Origin of the sequence: Neobacillus sp. 19 (genome assembly GCF_049463095.1) — a bacterium.
In the GTDB taxonomy this organism is placed as follows: domain Bacteria; phylum Bacillota; class Bacilli; order Bacillales; family Cytobacillaceae; genus Neobacillus.
The window spans coordinates 2,501-20,000 of record NZ_JBMPZU010000095.1 but is presented as its reverse complement, the minus strand read 5'-3'; the positions used below and the strand labels follow the sequence as shown (position 1 = coordinate 20,000).

General features: G+C 43.5%; 13 protein-coding genes, 1 tRNA gene, 3 rRNA genes, 1 other RNA gene, 1 pseudogene and 1 other annotated feature (2 of these 20 cut by a window edge). Of the genes and pseudogenes, 5 read left to right on the top strand and 14 right to left on the bottom strand.

The window, feature by feature from the left end:
* From ACO1D1_RS25840 to tadA, 8 genes and pseudogenes are all read right to left on the bottom strand, one after another.
* Positions 1-587: ribosomal RNA gene (locus ACO1D1_RS25840) — 16S ribosomal RNA — on the bottom strand; it reaches 964 nt to the left of the window's first position.
* Positions 588-893: 306 nt separating this feature from the next.
* Complete coding sequence (locus ACO1D1_RS25835) at positions 894-1,157, bottom strand: pro-sigmaK processing inhibitor BofA family protein (protein ID WP_149868026.1); 264 nt, start codon at positions 1,155-1,157, stop codon at positions 894-896.
* 90 nt (positions 1,158-1,247) lie between these two features.
* Positions 1,248-1,466: a YaaL family protein gene (locus tag ACO1D1_RS25830; protein WP_149868025.1), complete on the bottom strand. Its 219-nt coding sequence runs from the start codon at positions 1,464-1,466 to the stop codon at positions 1,248-1,250.
* 16 nt (positions 1,467-1,482) lie between these two features.
* On the bottom strand, positions 1,483-2,079 hold the full coding sequence (gene recR / locus ACO1D1_RS25825) for a recombination mediator RecR (protein ID WP_149868024.1): 597 nt from the start codon (positions 2,077-2,079) through the stop codon (positions 1,483-1,485).
* Positions 2,080-2,378: 299 nt separating this feature from the next.
* Positions 2,379-2,693, bottom strand: coding sequence for a YbaB/EbfC family nucleoid-associated protein (locus ACO1D1_RS25820; RefSeq protein ID WP_149872540.1), 315 nt, complete (start codon positions 2,691-2,693; stop codon positions 2,379-2,381).
* A gap of 26 nt (positions 2,694-2,719) precedes the next feature.
* Positions 2,720-4,412 (bottom strand): annotated as a pseudogene (gene dnaX, locus ACO1D1_RS25815) (DNA polymerase III subunit gamma/tau).
* A 125-nt stretch (positions 4,413-4,537) separates the two neighbouring features.
* Positions 4,538-4,802: signal recognition particle sRNA large type (gene ffs / locus ACO1D1_RS25810), an RNA gene on the bottom strand.
* A 93-nt stretch (positions 4,803-4,895) separates the two neighbouring features.
* Positions 4,896-5,414, bottom strand: a complete 519-nt coding sequence (tadA, locus tag ACO1D1_RS25805; protein WP_149868022.1) for a tRNA adenosine(34) deaminase TadA — start codon at positions 5,412-5,414, stop codon at positions 4,896-4,898.
* Positions 5,415-5,492: 78 nt separating this feature from the next.
* Here tadA and ACO1D1_RS25800 point away from each other — a divergent pair, with 78 nt between their 5' ends.
* The 4 genes from ACO1D1_RS25800 (at position 5,493) to ACO1D1_RS25785 (ending at position 9,052) form a co-directional block, all read left to right on the top strand.
* On the top strand, positions 5,493-6,068 hold the full coding sequence (locus tag ACO1D1_RS25800; protein WP_149868021.1) for an isochorismatase family cysteine hydrolase: 576 nt from the start codon (positions 5,493-5,495) through the stop codon (positions 6,066-6,068).
* Positions 6,069-6,104: 36 nt separating this feature from the next.
* Positions 6,105-7,391, top strand: a complete 1,287-nt coding sequence (locus tag ACO1D1_RS25795) for a LysM peptidoglycan-binding domain-containing protein (protein WP_423337585.1) — start codon at positions 6,105-6,107, stop codon at positions 7,389-7,391.
* A 306-nt stretch (positions 7,392-7,697) separates the two neighbouring features.
* Positions 7,698-8,360, top strand: a complete 663-nt coding sequence (locus ACO1D1_RS25790; RefSeq protein WP_149868019.1) for a deoxynucleoside kinase — start codon at positions 7,698-7,700, stop codon at positions 8,358-8,360.
* Positions 8,351-9,052 carry a deoxynucleoside kinase gene (locus ACO1D1_RS25785; protein ID WP_411675470.1) on the top strand — a complete coding sequence of 234 codons (702 nt, stop codon included), beginning with the start codon at positions 8,351-8,353 and terminating at the stop codon, positions 9,050-9,052. The genes ACO1D1_RS25790 and ACO1D1_RS25785 overlap by 10 nt, the downstream gene beginning before the upstream one ends.
* 86 nt (positions 9,053-9,138) lie before the next feature.
* Here the strand turns inward: ACO1D1_RS25785 and ACO1D1_RS25780 are convergent.
* From ACO1D1_RS25780 to guaB, 4 genes are all read right to left on the bottom strand, one after another.
* Positions 9,139-9,231 (bottom strand) — tRNA-Ser (locus tag ACO1D1_RS25780).
* A gap of 99 nt (positions 9,232-9,330) precedes the next feature.
* Positions 9,331-10,608 carry a serine--tRNA ligase gene (gene serS / locus ACO1D1_RS25775; protein WP_149868017.1) on the bottom strand — a complete coding sequence of 426 codons (1,278 nt, stop codon included), beginning with the start codon at positions 10,606-10,608 and terminating at the stop codon, positions 9,331-9,333.
* 241 nt (positions 10,609-10,849) lie between these two features.
* Positions 10,850-11,076: a binding site (T-box leader), on the bottom strand.
* Positions 11,077-11,190: 114 nt separating this feature from the next.
* Complete coding sequence (locus ACO1D1_RS25770; RefSeq protein WP_223820962.1) at positions 11,191-12,492, bottom strand: serine hydrolase; 1,302 nt, start codon at positions 12,490-12,492, stop codon at positions 11,191-11,193.
* A gap of 243 nt (positions 12,493-12,735) precedes the next feature.
* A complete protein-coding gene (guaB, locus tag ACO1D1_RS25765; protein WP_423337584.1) occupies positions 12,736-14,205 on the bottom strand; it encodes an IMP dehydrogenase in 1,470 nt (489 codons plus the stop codon).
* Positions 14,206-14,451: 246 nt separating this feature from the next.
* Between guaB and ACO1D1_RS25760 the strand changes: the two genes are divergently transcribed.
* Positions 14,452-15,393, top strand: coding sequence for a YaaC family protein (locus ACO1D1_RS25760; RefSeq protein ID WP_423337583.1), 942 nt, complete (start codon positions 14,452-14,454; stop codon positions 15,391-15,393).
* Between the two features lie 152 nt (positions 15,394-15,545).
* Here the strand turns inward: ACO1D1_RS25760 and rrf are convergent.
* Both rrf and ACO1D1_RS25750 read right to left on the bottom strand, forming a co-directional pair.
* Positions 15,546-15,662: ribosomal RNA gene (gene rrf / locus ACO1D1_RS25755) — 5S ribosomal RNA — on the bottom strand.
* 83 nt (positions 15,663-15,745) lie between these two features.
* A 23S ribosomal RNA gene (locus ACO1D1_RS25750) occupies positions 15,746-17,500 on the bottom strand; it runs 1,181 nt beyond the window's last position.

Genomic DNA, 17,500 nt, shown 5'->3' with positions numbered 1-17,500 from the left:
CGCGCGCTTTACGCCCAATAATTCCGGACAACGCTTGCCACCTACGTATTACCGCGGCTGCTGGCACGTAGTTAGCCGTGGCTTTCTGGTTAGGTACCGTCAAGGTACCGGCAGTTACTCCGATACTTGTTCTTCCCTAACAACAGAGCTTTACGACCCGAAGGCCTTCATCGCTCACGCGGCGTTGCTCCATCAGACTTTCGTCCATTGTGGAAGATTCCCTACTGCTGCCTCCCGTAGGAGTCTGGGCCGTGTCTCAGTCCCAGTGTGGCCGATCACCCTCTCAGGTCGGCTACGCATCGTCGCCTTGGTGAGCCGTTACCTCACCAACTAGCTAATGCGCCGCGGGCCCATCTGTAAGTGTCAGCCGAAACCGACTTTCAGCTTTTCCTCATGAGAGGAAAAGAATTATCCGGTATTAGCTCCGGTTTCCCGAAGTTATCCCAGTCTTACAGGCAGGTTGCCCACGTGTTACTCACCCGTCCGCCGCTAACCAACAGGAGCAAGCTCCCATTGATTCGCTCGACTTGCATGTATTAGGCACGCCGCCAGCGTTCGTCCTGAGCCAGGATCAAACTCTCCAAAAAAGTTGAGTTGATTAGCTCATAATTTAAAACGTTAGCTTAGTTTCTATAGAAAAAACTAATAATTTATTGTTTGTTGACGTTTTTTTGTTTGTTTAGTTTTCAAAGAACAAATACCATTGTCGCTCAAAGACGACTTTATTATCATATCAAGTTATCAACCAAAAGTCAATAACTTTTTTTAATCAAGCCATCGCGTCTTAGTGGCGACTTTTAATATATTAAATCATTTTACACGTATGGTCAATACCTTTTTTGAAAATTGTTTTAGAAAAAAGAAAAACCGCTGTTTACAGCGGCCTGTTCCTTTTAGATCACCCATTGTTGAATGGCTACTAATGCAAATAAACCCGGAATACCTAAGAAACCCGAAACGGCTGATGTTGCAAAATTGATGGGAACATGGATTCCGTACCTATTGCCGGCTACATTTAAGAAAAATAATAGGAGTGCCCCAATTAAAAATTTTATGGAAGCTTGGCCGACAAATCGGGCAGGCTTAAACTGCGCCCCAGAGAATAACAATAAAAGGATTAGTCCTCCTAAAATAGATATAACGAAAATTGGTTCCAAAAAAGCTAACCCCCTTCTAAAGTCCCTTTACTGACACTATATGTACAAGTCAGGAAGAATAGACCTATGGAAGAGGACTAGCTTTTTTACTTATCTTATTAAAGTGACATTGCGCTGCTTTGCTTCTCTTAATAGAAAAATATATTTGGCTTCCGCTACTTTTGTTTGACAAACGACTTCATTGGAAGGATCGAAGCTTTTTTCCAAAAGCAGTTTTTCTTGCTGCCAATGATCTCTATATCGGTTGAGCTGTGTTAACAGCTTTTCATCATATTCTTTTCGAAGCCGTCCTTTTCGCCGAAAAAACATCATCCATTCCTCCGGTCTATAATTCTCGTCGTCCTTCTAGGGCTTTGGATAAGGTTACCTCGTCAGCATACTCAAGATCTCCGCCAACCGGCAATCCATGAGCAATTCTCGTTGTCTTAATTCCTGAAGGTCTTAACAAACGGGAGATATACATGGCTGTTGCTTCACCCTCTATATTAGGGTTGGTTGCAAGGATAACTTCCTGGACGGTTTCATCCTGGAGCCGCTTAAGCAAATCAGGAATATTTATATCTTCAGGGCCAATCCCATCCATCGGAGAAATTGCCCCATGCAGGACATGGTACAATCCATGGAATTCTTTCATCTTTTCCATCGCAATGACATCCTTTGGATCTTGAACGACACAAATGATCGCCTTATCCCGGCTCTGATCTTCGCATATATAGCATGGGTCTTGATCAGTGATATGGCCGCAGACAGAACAGTAGGTAAGATTCCGTTTTGCATTGACAAGTGCTTTTGCAAAATCAAGCACCGTATCTTCTTTCATACTTAAGACATAAAAAGCCAGACGTGAAGCTGTCTTCGGACCAATACCCGGCAGCTTCATAAAACTGTCAATCAGCTTAGAAATTGGTTCAGGATAATGCATTTATATTTTTCCCCTCTAAGGGTGCTAACACCCGGTTATACCTTTTTAAAAGACTAAAAAAGTATATGATTTTTGACTTTGAGAATTGTCCAGCTTCAGCGCCCTAGCGGCTAGTGTCCTTCGCTCTCCGCCCTACGATAAGTCAACATCGATTCGCCTCCGGCTCTTCGTGTTTCCTTTATCTCAGTTGGAGCGCTCCACAAGGAAAGCTTCGGCAGCATAGGCATCGCACGAAGAAAAAGCGTTAGCTTTTTCGAGGAGACCATACACCGCTGACCAGGGCGCTTCCGCTTTTCTTATTAAAACGGCAGGTTCATTCCTTTTGTAAACTGCCCCATTGTATTGTTGGTTAACTCTTCTGCTTTTTTAAGGGCATCGTTTGTTGCAGCAAGGACAAGGTCCTGCAGCATTTCAATATCATCAGGATCCACTGCTTCAGGTTTAATTTGTACATCTACCACTTCTTTATGACCGGTTACAATTACTTTTACCATGCCGCCGCCAGCCGTTCCTTCAATTTTCTCTTCACCTAATTGTTCCTGTGCTTCTGCCATTTTCTTTTGCATTTTTTGCATTTGCTTCATCATATTTTGCATATTTCCACCGCCACGCATCATTACGTCATACCTCCAATTATTTTTTAGTCAACTATTTCCACAAATTCATCGCCAAATAATTTCTTAGCTTCAGTTATATGTGGTTCTTCTTCCCTTAGTCGGCCCGCTAAATTCTCCTTCTTCGCCGTGCTGGCTGTTTAGGAAACTTTCGCGAATAGGCAGCCATTGATCCTCAGGGACACCTAAAATGGAAAATCGTTTGCCGGCTAATTTATATAAAGCAGCAATGACTGCATCGAGAAAATCGCTGCGGCTCATTGCCATTTGGCAAATCATTTCGTGTTTGAATTTAATGATAAAAGCATCGGCTGAAGCGGCAATCGGTTCGGCATCATTTAACAGGGCGGCCTGTGACTTCAAAAGCCCATCCCTCATTTCAGCCCAATTTGATTTAATAAGATTTAAATCGCTCTTTGTTGCCTGCTTTAGCACTTCATTTATTTTTCCAACTGCCGGCTGGAATGCCTTTTTCGACGATCTTTGGGCCGGCTTTTGCGGCTGTGATGCCGCTTCTTGTACTGCTGCTGGTGCCACTCCGTTTTCCTTTAAGTGCTGCAGCTCCGACTCCAGCTGTTCAATTCTTGTTAGTAGTTGCTCTATATGGGCCGGCTCTGACGGAGTTACTTGTTTTACTTCTAATTGGCAAAGCTTAACAATGGCCACTTCAAGGAAAACTCTTGGATGGTTTGTCCAGCGCATTTCTTGCTGTGTCTTATTTAACAGGTCAATAAGCTGGTAGATTTGTTCTGTCGAAATAGCCTCCGCCATCTCACGAAACTCATCATCAAGCATGACTCGTTCTAGTGATTCTTCGAGATTTGGGGCCGTTTTATAAAGCAGCATATCACGGTAAAATAAAATCAAATCCTCAATGAATCTCGCTGGATCTTTTCCATGATATAAAAGCTCATCCAATGCTTCTAAACCATTTGCCACTTCACCCTCTTGAAAGGCTTGTGCTAATTTGTTCAGGAACCCTTGCGATACAGAACCTGTGACGGTTAATGCATCTTCTACAGTGACATGATCCTCGCTGTAAGAAATCGCCTGATCTAATAAACTTAACGCGTCCCGCATACCGCCTTCCGCTGCACGTGCAATCATTTGCAAGGCACGATCCTCACAGTCGACACCCGTTTCATCTACAATTAATTTCATCCGCTTGACAATGGATCCTGCGGTAATCCGTCTAAAGTCGAAACGCTGACATCTTGAAATAATCGTTAATGGGATTTTGTGAGGTTCTGTTGTGGCCAGAATAAAAATGACATGTTTCGGCGGTTCTTCCAACGTTTTTAATAAAGCATTAAAGGCACTAATGGATAGCATATGCACTTCATCGATGATGTAGACCTTGTAGTCTACGGCAGTTGGAGCAAATTTGACCTTGTCGAGAACATCCCGCATTTCTTCCACTCGGGAGTTAGAAGCAGCATCAAATTCTAACACATCTGGTATTGTACCGTTGGTAATTCCCCGGCATGCCGCACATTCATTACAAGGTTCAGAAACCGGTGCACGCTCACAGTTGATTGCCTTGGCTAATATTTTTGCCGCACTCGTTTTACCTGTCCCTCTTGGCCCGGAAAAAAGATAGGCATGGGAGATTTTTTGTTGAAGCAGGGCGTTTTGCAATGTCTTGGTCACATGTTCTTGTCCTACTACATCAATAAATTCTTGAGGCCGCCAAACACGATATAAAGCTTGATAAGCCAATTGACACCGCCCCCTTCAATTTTTTTCATCTCATCTATTATAACGTATCTCAATTCTTTTTTACAAAAAGAATAACAAAAAACTCACCCCAAATCTGAGATGAGTTAATTTATGTACTATAACTGCCGTGCACCTTCCTTCGACTGACGTCCATAAGCGTTACTTAAGCAGTTAGCTCGGCCCAGGCAACCCTGCGGCACATGGGAGCGTCCACTTAATGCTGCTTCCTTCCGGACCTGACATGGTTCATGGATTCCCATTGCGCAGGACCAGGGCGTCAACACCACTTACTTAAGGCAGACCCTACAGACGATCAGCCTCAGGAAGGGATTCAGTCTCGCTAGAGCGGATTGCGAGTACAGGGCACCGCTACCTCCCCACCTAGCACGGCAAAATTGATACCAAATTTTTAGTGCGTCCTTATCTGACGCCTCTTTATAATACAACCATTCCTGAAAAAAAGCAATCTTTATCAGTTGTAAATTATTGTAAGTTGTCTGATGGAGTTTGGTTTCTTTTTTGCTTCTCCATTTTTTTTCTATCCCTTATTTTCCGAAAAAAATCTGAGAGCATTTGACCGCACTGTGATTCTAATACACCCTTTGTTACCTCGCATTGGTGATTGAAGCGTGAATCCTGCAAGAGATTCATGAGGGTGCCGGCACAGCCTCCTTTTGGATCAACAGCACCGTAGACGACTCTTTTAACCCTTGATAAAATAATCGCTCCGGAACACATTGGGCATGGCTCTAGTGTAACATACAAAGTGGATTCCTCGAGCCGCCATGACCCAATCTCCCTGCACGCTTGATCGATGGCCAGCAGTTCAGCATGCGCGATCGCGTTTTGGTCGCTTTCCCGTAAATTATGGGCCCGGGAAATAATTTCACCGTCGATCACCAATACTGCACCGATTGGCACCTCATTTAATTCCTCTGCCTTTTTCGCTTCCTCTATTGCTTCTCTCATAAAATATTCGTCCTGGTTATAATCAACTTCCATGTTAAAACCGCCTTTACAAACCCTAATAGGATAAAAACCCCTGTACCATTCCAAAATAAACAAGAAGGAGGGAGGCAAATGAATGATACCCGCCCTGCGCTCTTAATTATTGACATGATTAACAACTTTGATTTTTCTCATGGCCCCATTCTTGCCAAAAAGGCCCGGCAAATTGCGGCGCCGATCAAATTTTTAAAAAATCAATTTAATAAGCAAAAGCTGCCAGTCATTTTCGTCAATGACCATTATAATTTATGGCTGGCTGATTTTCATAAAATTATTGACTTTTGCCGCAATGAAGACAGCCTGCCTGTCTTTGAACAATTACTGCCGGAAGCCAATGATTACTTTTTAATCAAGCCAAAGCATTCTGCCTTTTATGGCACAGCCTTAAACACCCTGCTTCATCAGCTAAAAGTTAATACGCTCCTACTCACAGGAATTGCCGGTAATATTTGTGTATTATTTTCGGCAAATGATGCCTATATGCGAGAATATCAGCTGATGGTTCCCAAAGATTGCATTGCATCAGTAGCAGATGAGGATAATTTGTATGCCCTCATGATGATGGAAAACGTGCTTAAGGCGAACATTCAACCAAGTAATCACGAAATTTATCAATTACCTATCATGTATCCCTCCCCGCCCTCATAAAATAGCGGTAGCGCAGTTTACGGGGAGGGATATTGGATGCAAATCCATGTCATAAAGAGCAATGAAACATTAACGACGATTGCTAGATCCTATCATACAACCGTTCAAGATATTATTGAGGCAAATGAATTACCAAATCCAAATAATCTGGTTATCGGACAATCAATTGTCATTCCGATCATCGGCCATTTTTACTTCGTACAGCCGGGAGATTCTCTATTTTCCATTGCCAGGAAAGTGGGCGTCCCCTATCAGGAACTTGCAAATATCAATCGCATCAACGTGAATCAGCCGCTGAATGTCGGGCTTCGTCTCTATATACCTCAGGGAAAAAAAAGGAGTGCTGAGTTTAATGCATACGTTGAACCGCGCGGCACTACGGTCGCCCCAGTATTAGAAAGCAGCGCCCGTGAGGCCGCACCATATCTGACCTACTTGGCTCCGTTCAGTTTTCAGGCACTGCGTGATGGCGGTTTGAAAGAGCCCTTATTGAATAATTTCCCTGCGATTGCTAAGGCCAACCGCAACGTCTTAATGATGGTGATTAACAATCAGGAGAATGATCAATTTAGCGATGAACTCGGCCGCATTCTCTTAAATGATACGGCCATCCAAAATAAATTTATCAATAATATTGTTGCAACAGCAAAAAAATATGGATTCCGCGATATTCATTTTGACTTTGAGTTTTTACGCCCTGCCGACCGCGAGGCCTACAATAATTTTTTACGAAAGGCGAAACAGCGCTTTAAGAGTGAAGGCTGGCTGATGTCGACTGCGCTTGCCCCCAAAACAAGTGCAACGCAAAAAGGAAAATGGTATGAAGGCCATGATTATAAAGCTCACGGCGAAATCTCGGACTTTGTCGTGATCATGACGTATGAATGGGGCTATAGCGGCGGCCCTGCGATGGCAGTTTCTCCTATTGATCCAGTCAGAAAGGTGTTGGAATACGCTATTACCGAAATGCCATCGAACAAAATTCTCATGGGTCAAAATCTTTATGGCTATGATTGGACACTTCCATTCGTTCAGGGAACCGTAGCCAAGGCCGTAAGCCCCCAGCAAGCCATCCAGCTGGCAGCAAAACACAATGTCCCTATTCAATATGATACGAAAGCACAGGCACCCTTTTTCAAATATAGCGATGCTGGTAAACAACACGAGGTTTGGTTTGAGGATGCCCGCTCTATTCAGGCCAAGTTTGACTTAATTAAAGAGCTGAATATCAGGGGGATGAGCTATTGGAAGCTTGGGTTGGCCTTCCCGCAAAACTGGCTGCTCATCGTCGATAATTTCAATGTGACAAAAAGGGGAACATAAAGAAAACCCGCCGATTGGCGAGCCGTTAGGCGAAGACAGAGGCACAGTTGCCCATATGCCTGATAAGAAAGTTACACTATCTTATCGGCTAAAATATTTTAACGACAAAAACTGCCGAGTTTCGGCAGTTTTTTCATATTTTTGCCACGAACTTCACTTCTACTAAATTTTCCATATCCATTCCTGTAGTGGATTGTGATAAAATATCATTTGTGTCTTAGTTTTAGATATATAAATAAAATAATTGAACCAATGTAATCCGGTTAATCATAGAGAGTGCAGGGAGCTACAAAGGAGGACTTTATAATGGGGGATACACCCTTTATTACCGTTGAAGGGCCGATTGGTGTGGGAAAAACATCGCTCGCAAAAGCCATTTCAGAACAGTTTCAGTTTGCTTTATTAAAAGAGATTGTTGACGAAAATCCATTCTTAGGAAAATTTTATGACAACATTGAGGAATGGAGTTTTCAAACGGAGATGTTTTTTCTCTGCAATCGCTTTAAACAATTAGGGGATATCAATACCCATTACTTAAGCCAGAACAAGTCAGTTGTCGCAGACTATCATATTTTTAAAAACTTGATATTTGCTACTCGGACCCTAAATGAGGATGAATACAAAAAGTATTATAAAATTTATCAAATCCTGACTGAAGATATGCCAAAGCCCAATGTCATTATTTATTTGAATGCAAGTTTAGATACACTATTAAAGAGAATTAAAATTAGAGGGCGCGAAGTCGAGAAAAACATCAGCCCGTTATATTTAGAGCAGCTTTCAATGGACTATGAAAATACAATGGCGGCTTTTGAAAAAGAACATCCAGAAATCCCTGTTCTCCGCTTTAGCGGTGATGAGCTGGATTTTGTAAAAAGTGAACAGGATTTAAATCATATCTTTGAGAAATTAGCAGCGAGATTGAAACAAACAGCTGGACCAACATATAGAACAGGGGGATGTTCGTGAGTATCGTTATTGGTGGTATGATTGGACTCGGAAAAACAAGTGTAGCCGACACATTGAGTGCACACTTTAAAAATAAAGGGATTGAAAGTAAGGTATTTTATGAGGCGGTCGATGATAATCCCATTCTTCCGCTTTATTATGAGTTGACACCGGAGGAGTTAGATGCACGGAGAATTCCTTTCCTGCTGCAGTTATTTTTCCTAAATAAACGCTTCAAGACAGTGAAAGATTGTATCAATTGGCGTGAACCGATTTACACGATTCAAGACCGCTCGATTTATGAGGATTGGTATTTTGCTTATGTGAATAAAAACTTAGGCAGAATCTCTCAACTGGAGTTCAAAATTTATGAAGATCTCGTTGATAACATGTTGGAAGAACTGAATGAGCTGCCAAAAAAGGCTCCTGATTTAATGGTGTATTTAAAAGGTTCGTTTGATACCGTTATTGACCGGATTATGGCCCGCGGCCGAAGCTTTGAAATTAACCCGGAATTAAAGGAGTACTACTTCGAAGTGTGGAAGGGTTACGATGAATGGGTCATGGATCAATATAATGCGAGTGAAGTACTCGTGATTGATATGGATACGACTGACGTGGTAAAAAGCAAAGAGGATTCCTTGAGAGTCTGCCGTGATGTAGAAGATAAATTAAATGAAATACTGAACAGAACGAAGACACCTAGTTTTTAATAGGTGTTTTTGTTTATAAAAAAAATCCGTTACATCGAATGTAACGGATTTTATCTCCAGTTTTTATGCGCGATTGTAAATATAGATGGCGGAGGAAGAGGGATTCGAACCCCCGCGCGGTTTAACCCGCCTGTCGGTTTTCAAGACCGATCCCTTCAGCCGGACTTGGGTATTCCTCCGTATCGACAAAATGTAATTTATCATATATTTCATACTGTGTCAAACATATTTATATAAAATACCGGACGGAGAAGAAATCCGTCCGGTATTTTATATTTTTACAGTGTTATGACCTCACGGCCGCCCATATAAGGACGTAGTACAGTTGGAATGACGACACTGCCGTCCTCCTGCTGGTAGTTTTCTAAAATGGCGGCGACCGTGCGGCCAATCGCAAGGCCAGATCCGTTTAATGTATGCACATGCTCTGGCTTCGCTTTATTGTCGCGGCGGAAGCGGATATTGGCACGGCGTGCTTGGAATGCCTCGAAATTACTGCAAGAAGAAATCTCACGGTAGGTTTCGTAGCTTGGGATCCACACCTCAATATCGTACTTTTTCGCTGCCGTAAAGCCAAGGTCACCGGTGCACATGCTTAAAACGCGGTATGGCAGCTCAAGCAATTGCAATACCCGCTCGGCATCATGTGTCAGTTTCTCAAGCTCCTCATATGAATCTTCCGGCTTCACAAACTTAACAAGCTCAACCTTATTGAATTGGTGCTGACGGATCAGTCCCCTTGTATCACGACCTGCTGACCCCGCCTCAGAACGGAAGCACGCGCTGTAGGCAGCAAACTTGATTGGCAGTTCCTCGCCGCTTAATATTTCATCACGGTGATAGTTGGTAACAGGCACCTCAGCAGTAGGGATGAGGAAATAATCTTCGCTATCGATTAAAAAGGCATCCTCTTCAAACTTTGGCAATTGGCCTGTGCCGGTCATGCTAGTGCGGTTGACCATATATGGCGGCAGGATTTCCGTATAGCCATGTTCATCGACATGAAGGTCAAGCATGAAACTCATTAACGCACGCTCTAAACGGGCCCCCAGCCCTTTATAAAAGACAAATCGGCTGCCGGTAACCTTACCTGCCCGTTCAAAGTCAAGGATCCCTAATTGGTCAGCAAGGTCCCAGTGCGGCTTCGCTTCAAATCCAAACTCACGTACTTGGCCCCATTTTCGAATCTCAACATTTTCATCCTCTGTTTCCCCGATCGGAACACTTTCATGCGGGATATTGGGAATGCTAAGCAGTAAATTGTCTAGAACTTCTTCTACCGCGCGGAGCTCGTCATCAAGCACTTTAATTTGATCGCCTACCTCACGCATTTCTTTAATTAAATGATCGGCATCCTGCTTCTCACGTTTTAATGCGGCAACCTGCTGGGAAACCTCATTCTTTTTGCTTTTTAATTTTTCAGTTTCAACAATTAACTCGCGTCTTTTTTGATCAAGCTCCTCAAACCGGCCTAAATCTGTTAAATCCTCACCGCGATGTTGCAGCTTTTCTTTTACTTCGGCAAAATTAGCCCTTAATACTTTAATATCCAGCATGTTTAGACACTCCCTTTTCTTTTATAAAATAGACTCTGCTAAGCATGGCTGTTGATTTCCGCTACAGCCGCGAGCGGTTCGCGGGGCGGGCGGTGAGCCTCCTCAGCGCTAAAGCGCCTGTGGGGTCTCACCTGTCCCGCTGCTCCCGCAGGAGTCTCGCGGCTTCCGCTCCAATCAACAGTGGTTCAAAATCAACAATAAACTTTAACAGAGCCATAAAATAAAAAACTCCCGCCCCAAATACAGGGACGAGAGTTAGTCGCGATACCACCCTGGTTGACAGCCAATGCTGCCCACCTCAAAAAAAATGTAACGGTTTCTACCGAAAGTACTTACTTACCTCTGAATTGGAGGTGTTCCATACCTTGCTCGAGGATGGATTCACAAGTTTCACCCGCCGGTTCACACCTGCCACCGGCTCTCTTTTGGAGTGATGTTCCTGTTACTAGTTCCTCTCATTGCTTTTAGCATTATAGTTTTGTTTAATAATTTACTATAATTATTAGCAATTTGCAACAGCCTTATACAAATTGTTGTGCTTTTGCTTCCTTCACCATCCCGACGAAGTAGGCGGATACTTAATTAAAACCATCCCTTAACAGCTGAGGCAATTCCGTGCCAGACATCACCAAAGAAATGACCGATTCCACGCATCATCAGAACAAACCAGTTTGCCTTCTCTACATCTTGTGCAGCAATGACATCCACCTGTGCTTGTCCATTCCCTGTAATGAAGCTGACCTTTTCACCGTTTTTCGGTTCAATGGTTAAAGTGCCGACCTTTTCACCTTTTTTAATTGGTGCCGTTAACTCGCCATTTTTGTTGATTTTCTTTTTATCCAGTACTAAGACTGGTTTATAATTTTCTTTTTCGCCATTGTGAACGACCATTTCAACGGCAGATTTCGTATAAATCTTTACTTGATCCTCTTTTCCTTTGATGACTGGGATTGTTTTATGCCCCTTCACTTGGTAGTGTTTTGGAACAAGCTCTTCTTTTGAGTAGTTACTGAAGGCATAATCCAACATCTTTCTCGTTTCATCAAAGCGTGCTTTATACCCGCCTTTTCCGCTGGAGTCCTTCGCATTTTGAACTACTGTAATAAATCTTTTTCCATCACGGGAAGCCGTACCTGTAAAACAATAGCCGGCAAAATCTGTTGTCCCGGTTTTAAGCCCGTCCATGCCTTGATAGCCAAAATCTAACTCCGGCAGCATCCAGTTCCAGTTGATCATTTCAATTCTATCTTCTGTGCCTTCACGGAATGTTTTCTTCGGGGTGCTCGCTGTTTTCAATACATCTGGGAAATCATTAATCAGATGTAACGCAAGTGTAGCAACAGCCCGGGAGGACATGACATTTTCTTCTTCAGCGCCAGTTCCTTGCGGGTGCTCCCCTTTGTAATCACGATTATTTAACCCTGTTGAGTTGACGAATTTATAATCCTTCAACCCTAACTTAGTTCCTTTATCATTCATCATTTTTACAAAATTTGTTTCTGAACCGCCAATTACCTCAGCAATGGCAATGGTCGCAGCATTTGCAGAGTAAATCGCCATTGCTTCATATAATTCACGTACTGTATATTTACCGTCAGCCCGTAACGGGACGTTTGAAAGATCACGATTTTGGGAAATTTTATAGACGAGGTCACTAGGTGTATATTCTCGGTCCCATTTCACTTTACCCTTTTTAACTGCCTCTAATAAAAGATATTCTGTCATCATTTTTGTCATACTAGCAATTCCTAGTACACTGTCTGCATTCTTTTCATATAAAACCTTACCTGTTTCTCCGTCAACCAATATGGCCCCATCTGCATTCACATTTAATGCCGCTTCTGCCTTTGCTGTACTTGCTCCGGCAAATAGGCTGATAAACATGACGAGTGCCAGCGCACTAGCAACGCACTTCTGATAAAAATGTTTATTCACTTTATAGCCCTCCAACGTTTTATTACACCTTGGTTATTTTAACATAACTGCCTAGTAAATCATAGGCGGAGCATAGCACCATCTTATGATAAATTTTGCTTGTTTTGCTTCTTCACTTAGGACCTTTTTCACATGGCAGCCGCTTTTTTACGCAAAAAAACAGAGAGGCAGCCGCCTCTCTGTTTCAACGTATCAAAGTGAATAATTAGGTGCCTCTTTTGTAATTTGAACATCGTGCGGGTGACTTTCTTTAAGGCCAGCACCTGTCATTTTAATAAATTGTGCCTGGGTCCGTAATGCCTCAAGATCCTTTGTACCGCAATAACCCATTCCTGAACGTATGCCGCCAATTAATTGATAGATGGTCTCTGCTAATGGCCCTTTATAAGGGATGCGGCCTTCAATTCCTTCCGGTACAAACTTTTTATTATCCTCTTGGAAATATCGATCTTTTGAACCTTTTTCCATTGCGGCAACTGACCCCATGCCGCGATATACCTTAAAGCGGCGTCCTTGGAATATTTCCGTCTCTCCAGGGCTCTCAGTAACCCCGGCTAACAAGCTGCCCAGCATAACGGCATGTCCGCCTGCTGCCAGCGCCTTAACGATATCCCCTGAGTATTTGATGCCGCCGTCAGCAATAATCGTTTTTCCATGCTTCCGTGCTTCTGTTGCGCAGTCATAGACGGCTGTAATTTGCGGTACACCAACGCCGGCAACAACCCGTGTTGTGCAAATAGAACCAGGTCCAATTCCTACCTTCACGACATCAGCCCCTGCTTCAAACAGGTCTTTGGTTGCTTCAGCGGTTGCCACATTGCCGGCAACAATTGTTACCTGAGGAAATGCTGTTTTAAGTTCCTTGACTGTATCAAGAACACCTTTTGAATGTCCGTGAGCAGTATCAACAACAAGGACATCCACATTAGCCGCTATAAGCGCCTCAGCGCGTTTCATCGTATCTTTTGTTACTCCAACGGCAGCCCCTGCTAATAAGCGGCCTTGGCTGTCTTTTGCAGAGTGAGGAAATTCAATTACTTTTTCAATATCCTTAATCGTAATTAATCCTTTCAACACACCTTCATCATTAACAAGCGGCAATTTTTCAATTTTATATTTCTGAAGGATTTCTTCCGCCTCTTTTAATGTCGTACCAACTGGTGCCGTTACCAGGTTTTCCTTTGTCATGACATCAGAAATTTTAAATGAATAATCTTGATCTTGGATGAAGCGAAGATCTCTGTTCGTGATGATTCCGACAAGCTTCTGTTCCTCCAAATTATTAACAATCGGCACACCGGAAATGCGATATTTTCCCATTAAATGTTCCGCATCAAATACTTGGTGCTCTGGAGTTAAAAAGAATGGGTCGGTAATAACCCCGCTTTCAGACCTTTTAACCTTTTCAACCTGTTCAGCCTGCTGCTCAATGGTCATATTTTTATGGATAATCCCTAAACCGCCTTGGCGGGCAATGGCAATTGCCATTTCTGATTGGGTCACGGTGTCCATCCCGGCACTAATAATTGGAATATTAAGCTTTACACTTGGCGATAATTCCACCTGAAGACTTACATCTCTTGGCAGTACCTCGGATTTACCAGGAATCAATAAAACATCATCAAACGTTAAACCCTCTTTAGAAAATTTACTTTCCCACACTTTAACGGCCTCCCATAAAAAACTTATATTGTTAACACACAACATCTATCATAAAAATACAAATAGAGAACCAACCTATCCTTATATAAGGCGGTGTGAGCAGAACCGGGATGCGCTTTATTCCCAGCGAATTTACGGCTTCTGTTCCTTTTCCATTTAAAAATATTATTTGTAGGTTATCAATTGGACAAAATACTGTCAAGGAATATAAATTAGTTTGATTCTTCTGAAAAAGGTGATCTCATTTTGCATATTGAATACAAAGGCTGGAAAAGCTTTAGCAGTTTCTTTTCGGCTGAGTACTGCCAGCGATATTTAAAGACTAGTTATCAAAAACTTAAGTTAGAAAATCCTGAACAAAAAAGCTACGAAAACGGCTATGCCTTTCTCTATTATCTCGAACATGGAAAAGTTTATTATGAACAAGCAGAAAAGTCCCCGTTAATTTTGCAACCAATTTTACTTTTTTATGGCCTTGTCCATTTAATTAAAGCATGTATATTAAGCACAGACCCTTTTTATCCGGAGACAACGGCTGTTTTGGCCCATGGTGTCTCCACAAGGAAAAGGAAAAAGCAAAATTATCTCTTTTTTCAGGATGAGGTTAAATTTCAAAAAAATGGCCTTTTCCCCTTCATGTCAGAAAAATTGTTTCACATGAAACAATTGGAAGGGGAAAAGGTGATCATGGAGGAATTACTACAGCTTATACCTGAACTTGATGAATTATTCTTTTTACTTGAGGGAAAGCGTACGTTTGCAAAACTAACTTGGGATGAAAATCGCCTGATCATCCCTGAAACTGTCTTAGATTATTATCATATGACTGAAGATCGCTTTAAGGAGTATTTAACATCGAAGTTTATAAAGGGAGCTGAATTTTCAGGTGAAGGGCTAGGATTGGTATTGAATGATAACGAATCTATTGCTGTTTCACCATTAAAATTTCATCTAGAGGATGGTTTCACTGCCCTGCCGCTTATCAAAAATCACTTAATCGCCTTTCCTGAGCTGCTGATTCATTATTTACTGCTTTATAACTTAAGTATGATTGCCCGGTACGAAACAGAGTGGTGGAGTGAATTAACAAAAATGATGCCGAATCAGGATTATCCGTTTATTGCTTCGTTTTTAGACATTACGCTGACAAAAGGACCCTTTTTGATATACCAATATCTTTTAAAGTAAATGTGGCGGGGACCGAATTTCCTTGTTTGGGTCCCTTTCGCTTTCTATTTTTTTGAATTTCTAATTTACTTTCCGCTTTTTGAGGTTTACTTTCCACTTTCATTTATTGGCACAAAAAAAGAGACAACCTATATGGGTTATCTCTTTTTTGTGCCTGGCAACGTCCTACTCTCACAGGGGCGCATGCCCCAACTACCATCGGCGCTGAGAAGCTTAACTTCCGTGTTCGGTATGGGAACGGGTGTGACCTTCTCGCCATAGTTACCAGACTATTTATTTGAGGTTTTCATTCCCTCAAAACTAGATAATGCAGAAGAAGTTTTTTGTAAAAAACGAGTTCAATCACTTAAAAATGGTTAAGTCCTCGATCGATTAGTATCAGTCAGCTCCACATGTCGCCACGCTTCCACCTCTGACCTATCAACCTGATCATCTTTCAGGGATCTTACTAGCTTGACGCTATGGGAAATCTCATCTTGAGGGGGGCTTCATGCTTAGATGCTTTCAGCACTTATCCCGTCCGCACATAGCTACCCAGCGATGCCTTTGGCAAGACAACTGGTACACCAGCGGTGCGTCCATCCCGGTCCTCTCGTACTAAGGACAGCTCCTCTCAAATTTCCTGCGCCCACGACGGATAGGGACCGAACTGTCTCACGACGTTCTGAACCCAGCTCGCGTACCGCTTTAATGGGCGAACAGCCCAACCCTTGGGACCGACTACAGCCCCAGGATGCGATGAGCCGACATCGAGGTGCCAAACCTCCCCGTCGATGTGGACTCTTGGGGGAGATAAGCCTGTTATCCCCGGGGTAGCTTTTATCCGTTGAGCGATGGCCCTTCCATGCGGAACCACCGGATCACTAAGCCCGACTTTCGTCCCTGCTCGACTTGTAGGTCTCGCAGTCAAGCTCCCTTGTGCCTTTACACTCTACGAATGATTTCCAACCATTCTGAGGGAACCTTTGGGCGCCTCCGTTACTCTTTAGGAGGCGACCGCCCCAGTCAAACTGCCCACCTGACACTGTCTCCCACCCCGATCAGGGGTGCGGGTTAGAATTTCAATACAGCCAGGGTAGTATCCCACCGACGCCTCCACCGAAGCTAGCGCTCCGGCTTCTCAGGCTCCTACCTATCCTGTACAAGCTGTACCAAAATTCAATATCAGGCTACAGTAAAGCTCCACGGGGTCTTTCCGTCCTGTCGCGGGTAACCTGCATCTTCACAGGTACTATAATTTCACCGAGTCTCTCGTTGAGACAGTGCCCAGATCGTTACGCCTTTCGTGCGGGTCGGAACTTACCCGACAAGGAATTTCGCTACCTTAGGACCGTTATAGTTACGGCCGCCGTTTACTGGGGCTTCGATTCAGAGCTTCGCTTGCGCTAACCCCTCCTCTTAACCTTCCAGCACCGGGCAGGCGTCAGCCCCTATACTTCGCCTTGCGGCTTCGCAGAGACCTGTGTTTTTGCTAAACAGTCGCCTGGGCCTATTCACTGCGGCTCTTCAGGGCTATGAACCCTAAAGAGCACCCCTTCTCCCGAAGTTACGGGGTCATTTTGCCGAGTTCCTTAACAAGAGTTCTCTCGCTCACCTTAGGATTCTCTCCTCGCCTACCTGTGTCGGTTTGCGGTACGGGCACCTTGAATCTCGCTAGAGGCTTTTCTTGGCAGTGTGGAATCAGGAACTTCGGTACTAAATTTCCCTCGCTGTCACAGCTCAGCCTTTACGGTGAACGGATTTTCCTGTTCACCAGCCTAACTGCTTAGACGCGCATATCCAACAGCGCGCTTACCCTATCCTCCTGCGTCCCCCCATCACTCAAACGATTCATAGGTGGTACAGGAATATCAACCTGTTGTCCATCGCCTACGCCTTTCGGCCTCGGCTTAGGTCCCGACTAACCCTGAGCGGACGAGCCTTCCTCAGGAAACCTTAGGCATACGGTGGATGAGATTCTCACTCATCTTTCGCTACTCATACCGGCATTCTCACTTCTAAGCGCTCCACCAGTCCTTACGGTCTAGCTTCAACGCCCTTAGAACGCTCTCCTACCACTGACACCAACGGTGTCAATCCACAGCTTCGGTGATACGTTTAGCCCCGG

Bases quoted from the DNA above. Each gene is read 5' to 3' on its own strand.
- ACO1D1_RS25830 (WP_149868025.1), bottom strand. From the start codon at position 1,466: ATGTTTTTTCGGCGAAAAGGACGGCTTCGAAAAGAATATGATGAAAAG.
- recR (WP_149868024.1), bottom strand. From the start codon at position 2,079: ATGCATTATCCTGAACCAATTTCTAAGCTGATTGACAGTTTTATGAAG.
- ACO1D1_RS25820 (WP_149872540.1), bottom strand. From the start codon at position 2,693: ATGCGTGGCGGTGGAAATATGCAAAATATGATGAAGCAAATGCAAAAA.
- tadA (WP_149868022.1), bottom strand. From the start codon at position 5,414: ATGGAAGTTGATTATAACCAGGACGAATATTTTATGAGAGAAGCAATA.
- ACO1D1_RS25800 (WP_149868021.1), top strand. From the start codon at position 5,493: ATGAATGATACCCGCCCTGCGCTCTTAATTATTGACATGATTAACAAC.
- ACO1D1_RS25795 (WP_423337585.1), top strand. From the start codon at position 6,105: ATGCAAATCCATGTCATAAAGAGCAATGAAACATTAACGACGATTGCT.
- ACO1D1_RS25790 (WP_149868019.1), top strand. From the start codon at position 7,698: ATGGGGGATACACCCTTTATTACCGTTGAAGGGCCGATTGGTGTGGGA.
- ACO1D1_RS25785 (WP_411675470.1), top strand. From the start codon at position 8,351: ATGTTCGTGAGTATCGTTATTGGTGGTATGATTGGACTCGGAAAAACA.
- serS (WP_149868017.1), bottom strand. From the start codon at position 10,608: ATGCTGGATATTAAAGTATTAAGGGCTAATTTTGCCGAAGTAAAAGAA.
- ACO1D1_RS25770 (WP_223820962.1), bottom strand. From the start codon at position 12,492: ATGTTTATCAGCCTATTTGCCGGAGCAAGTACAGCAAAGGCAGAAGCG.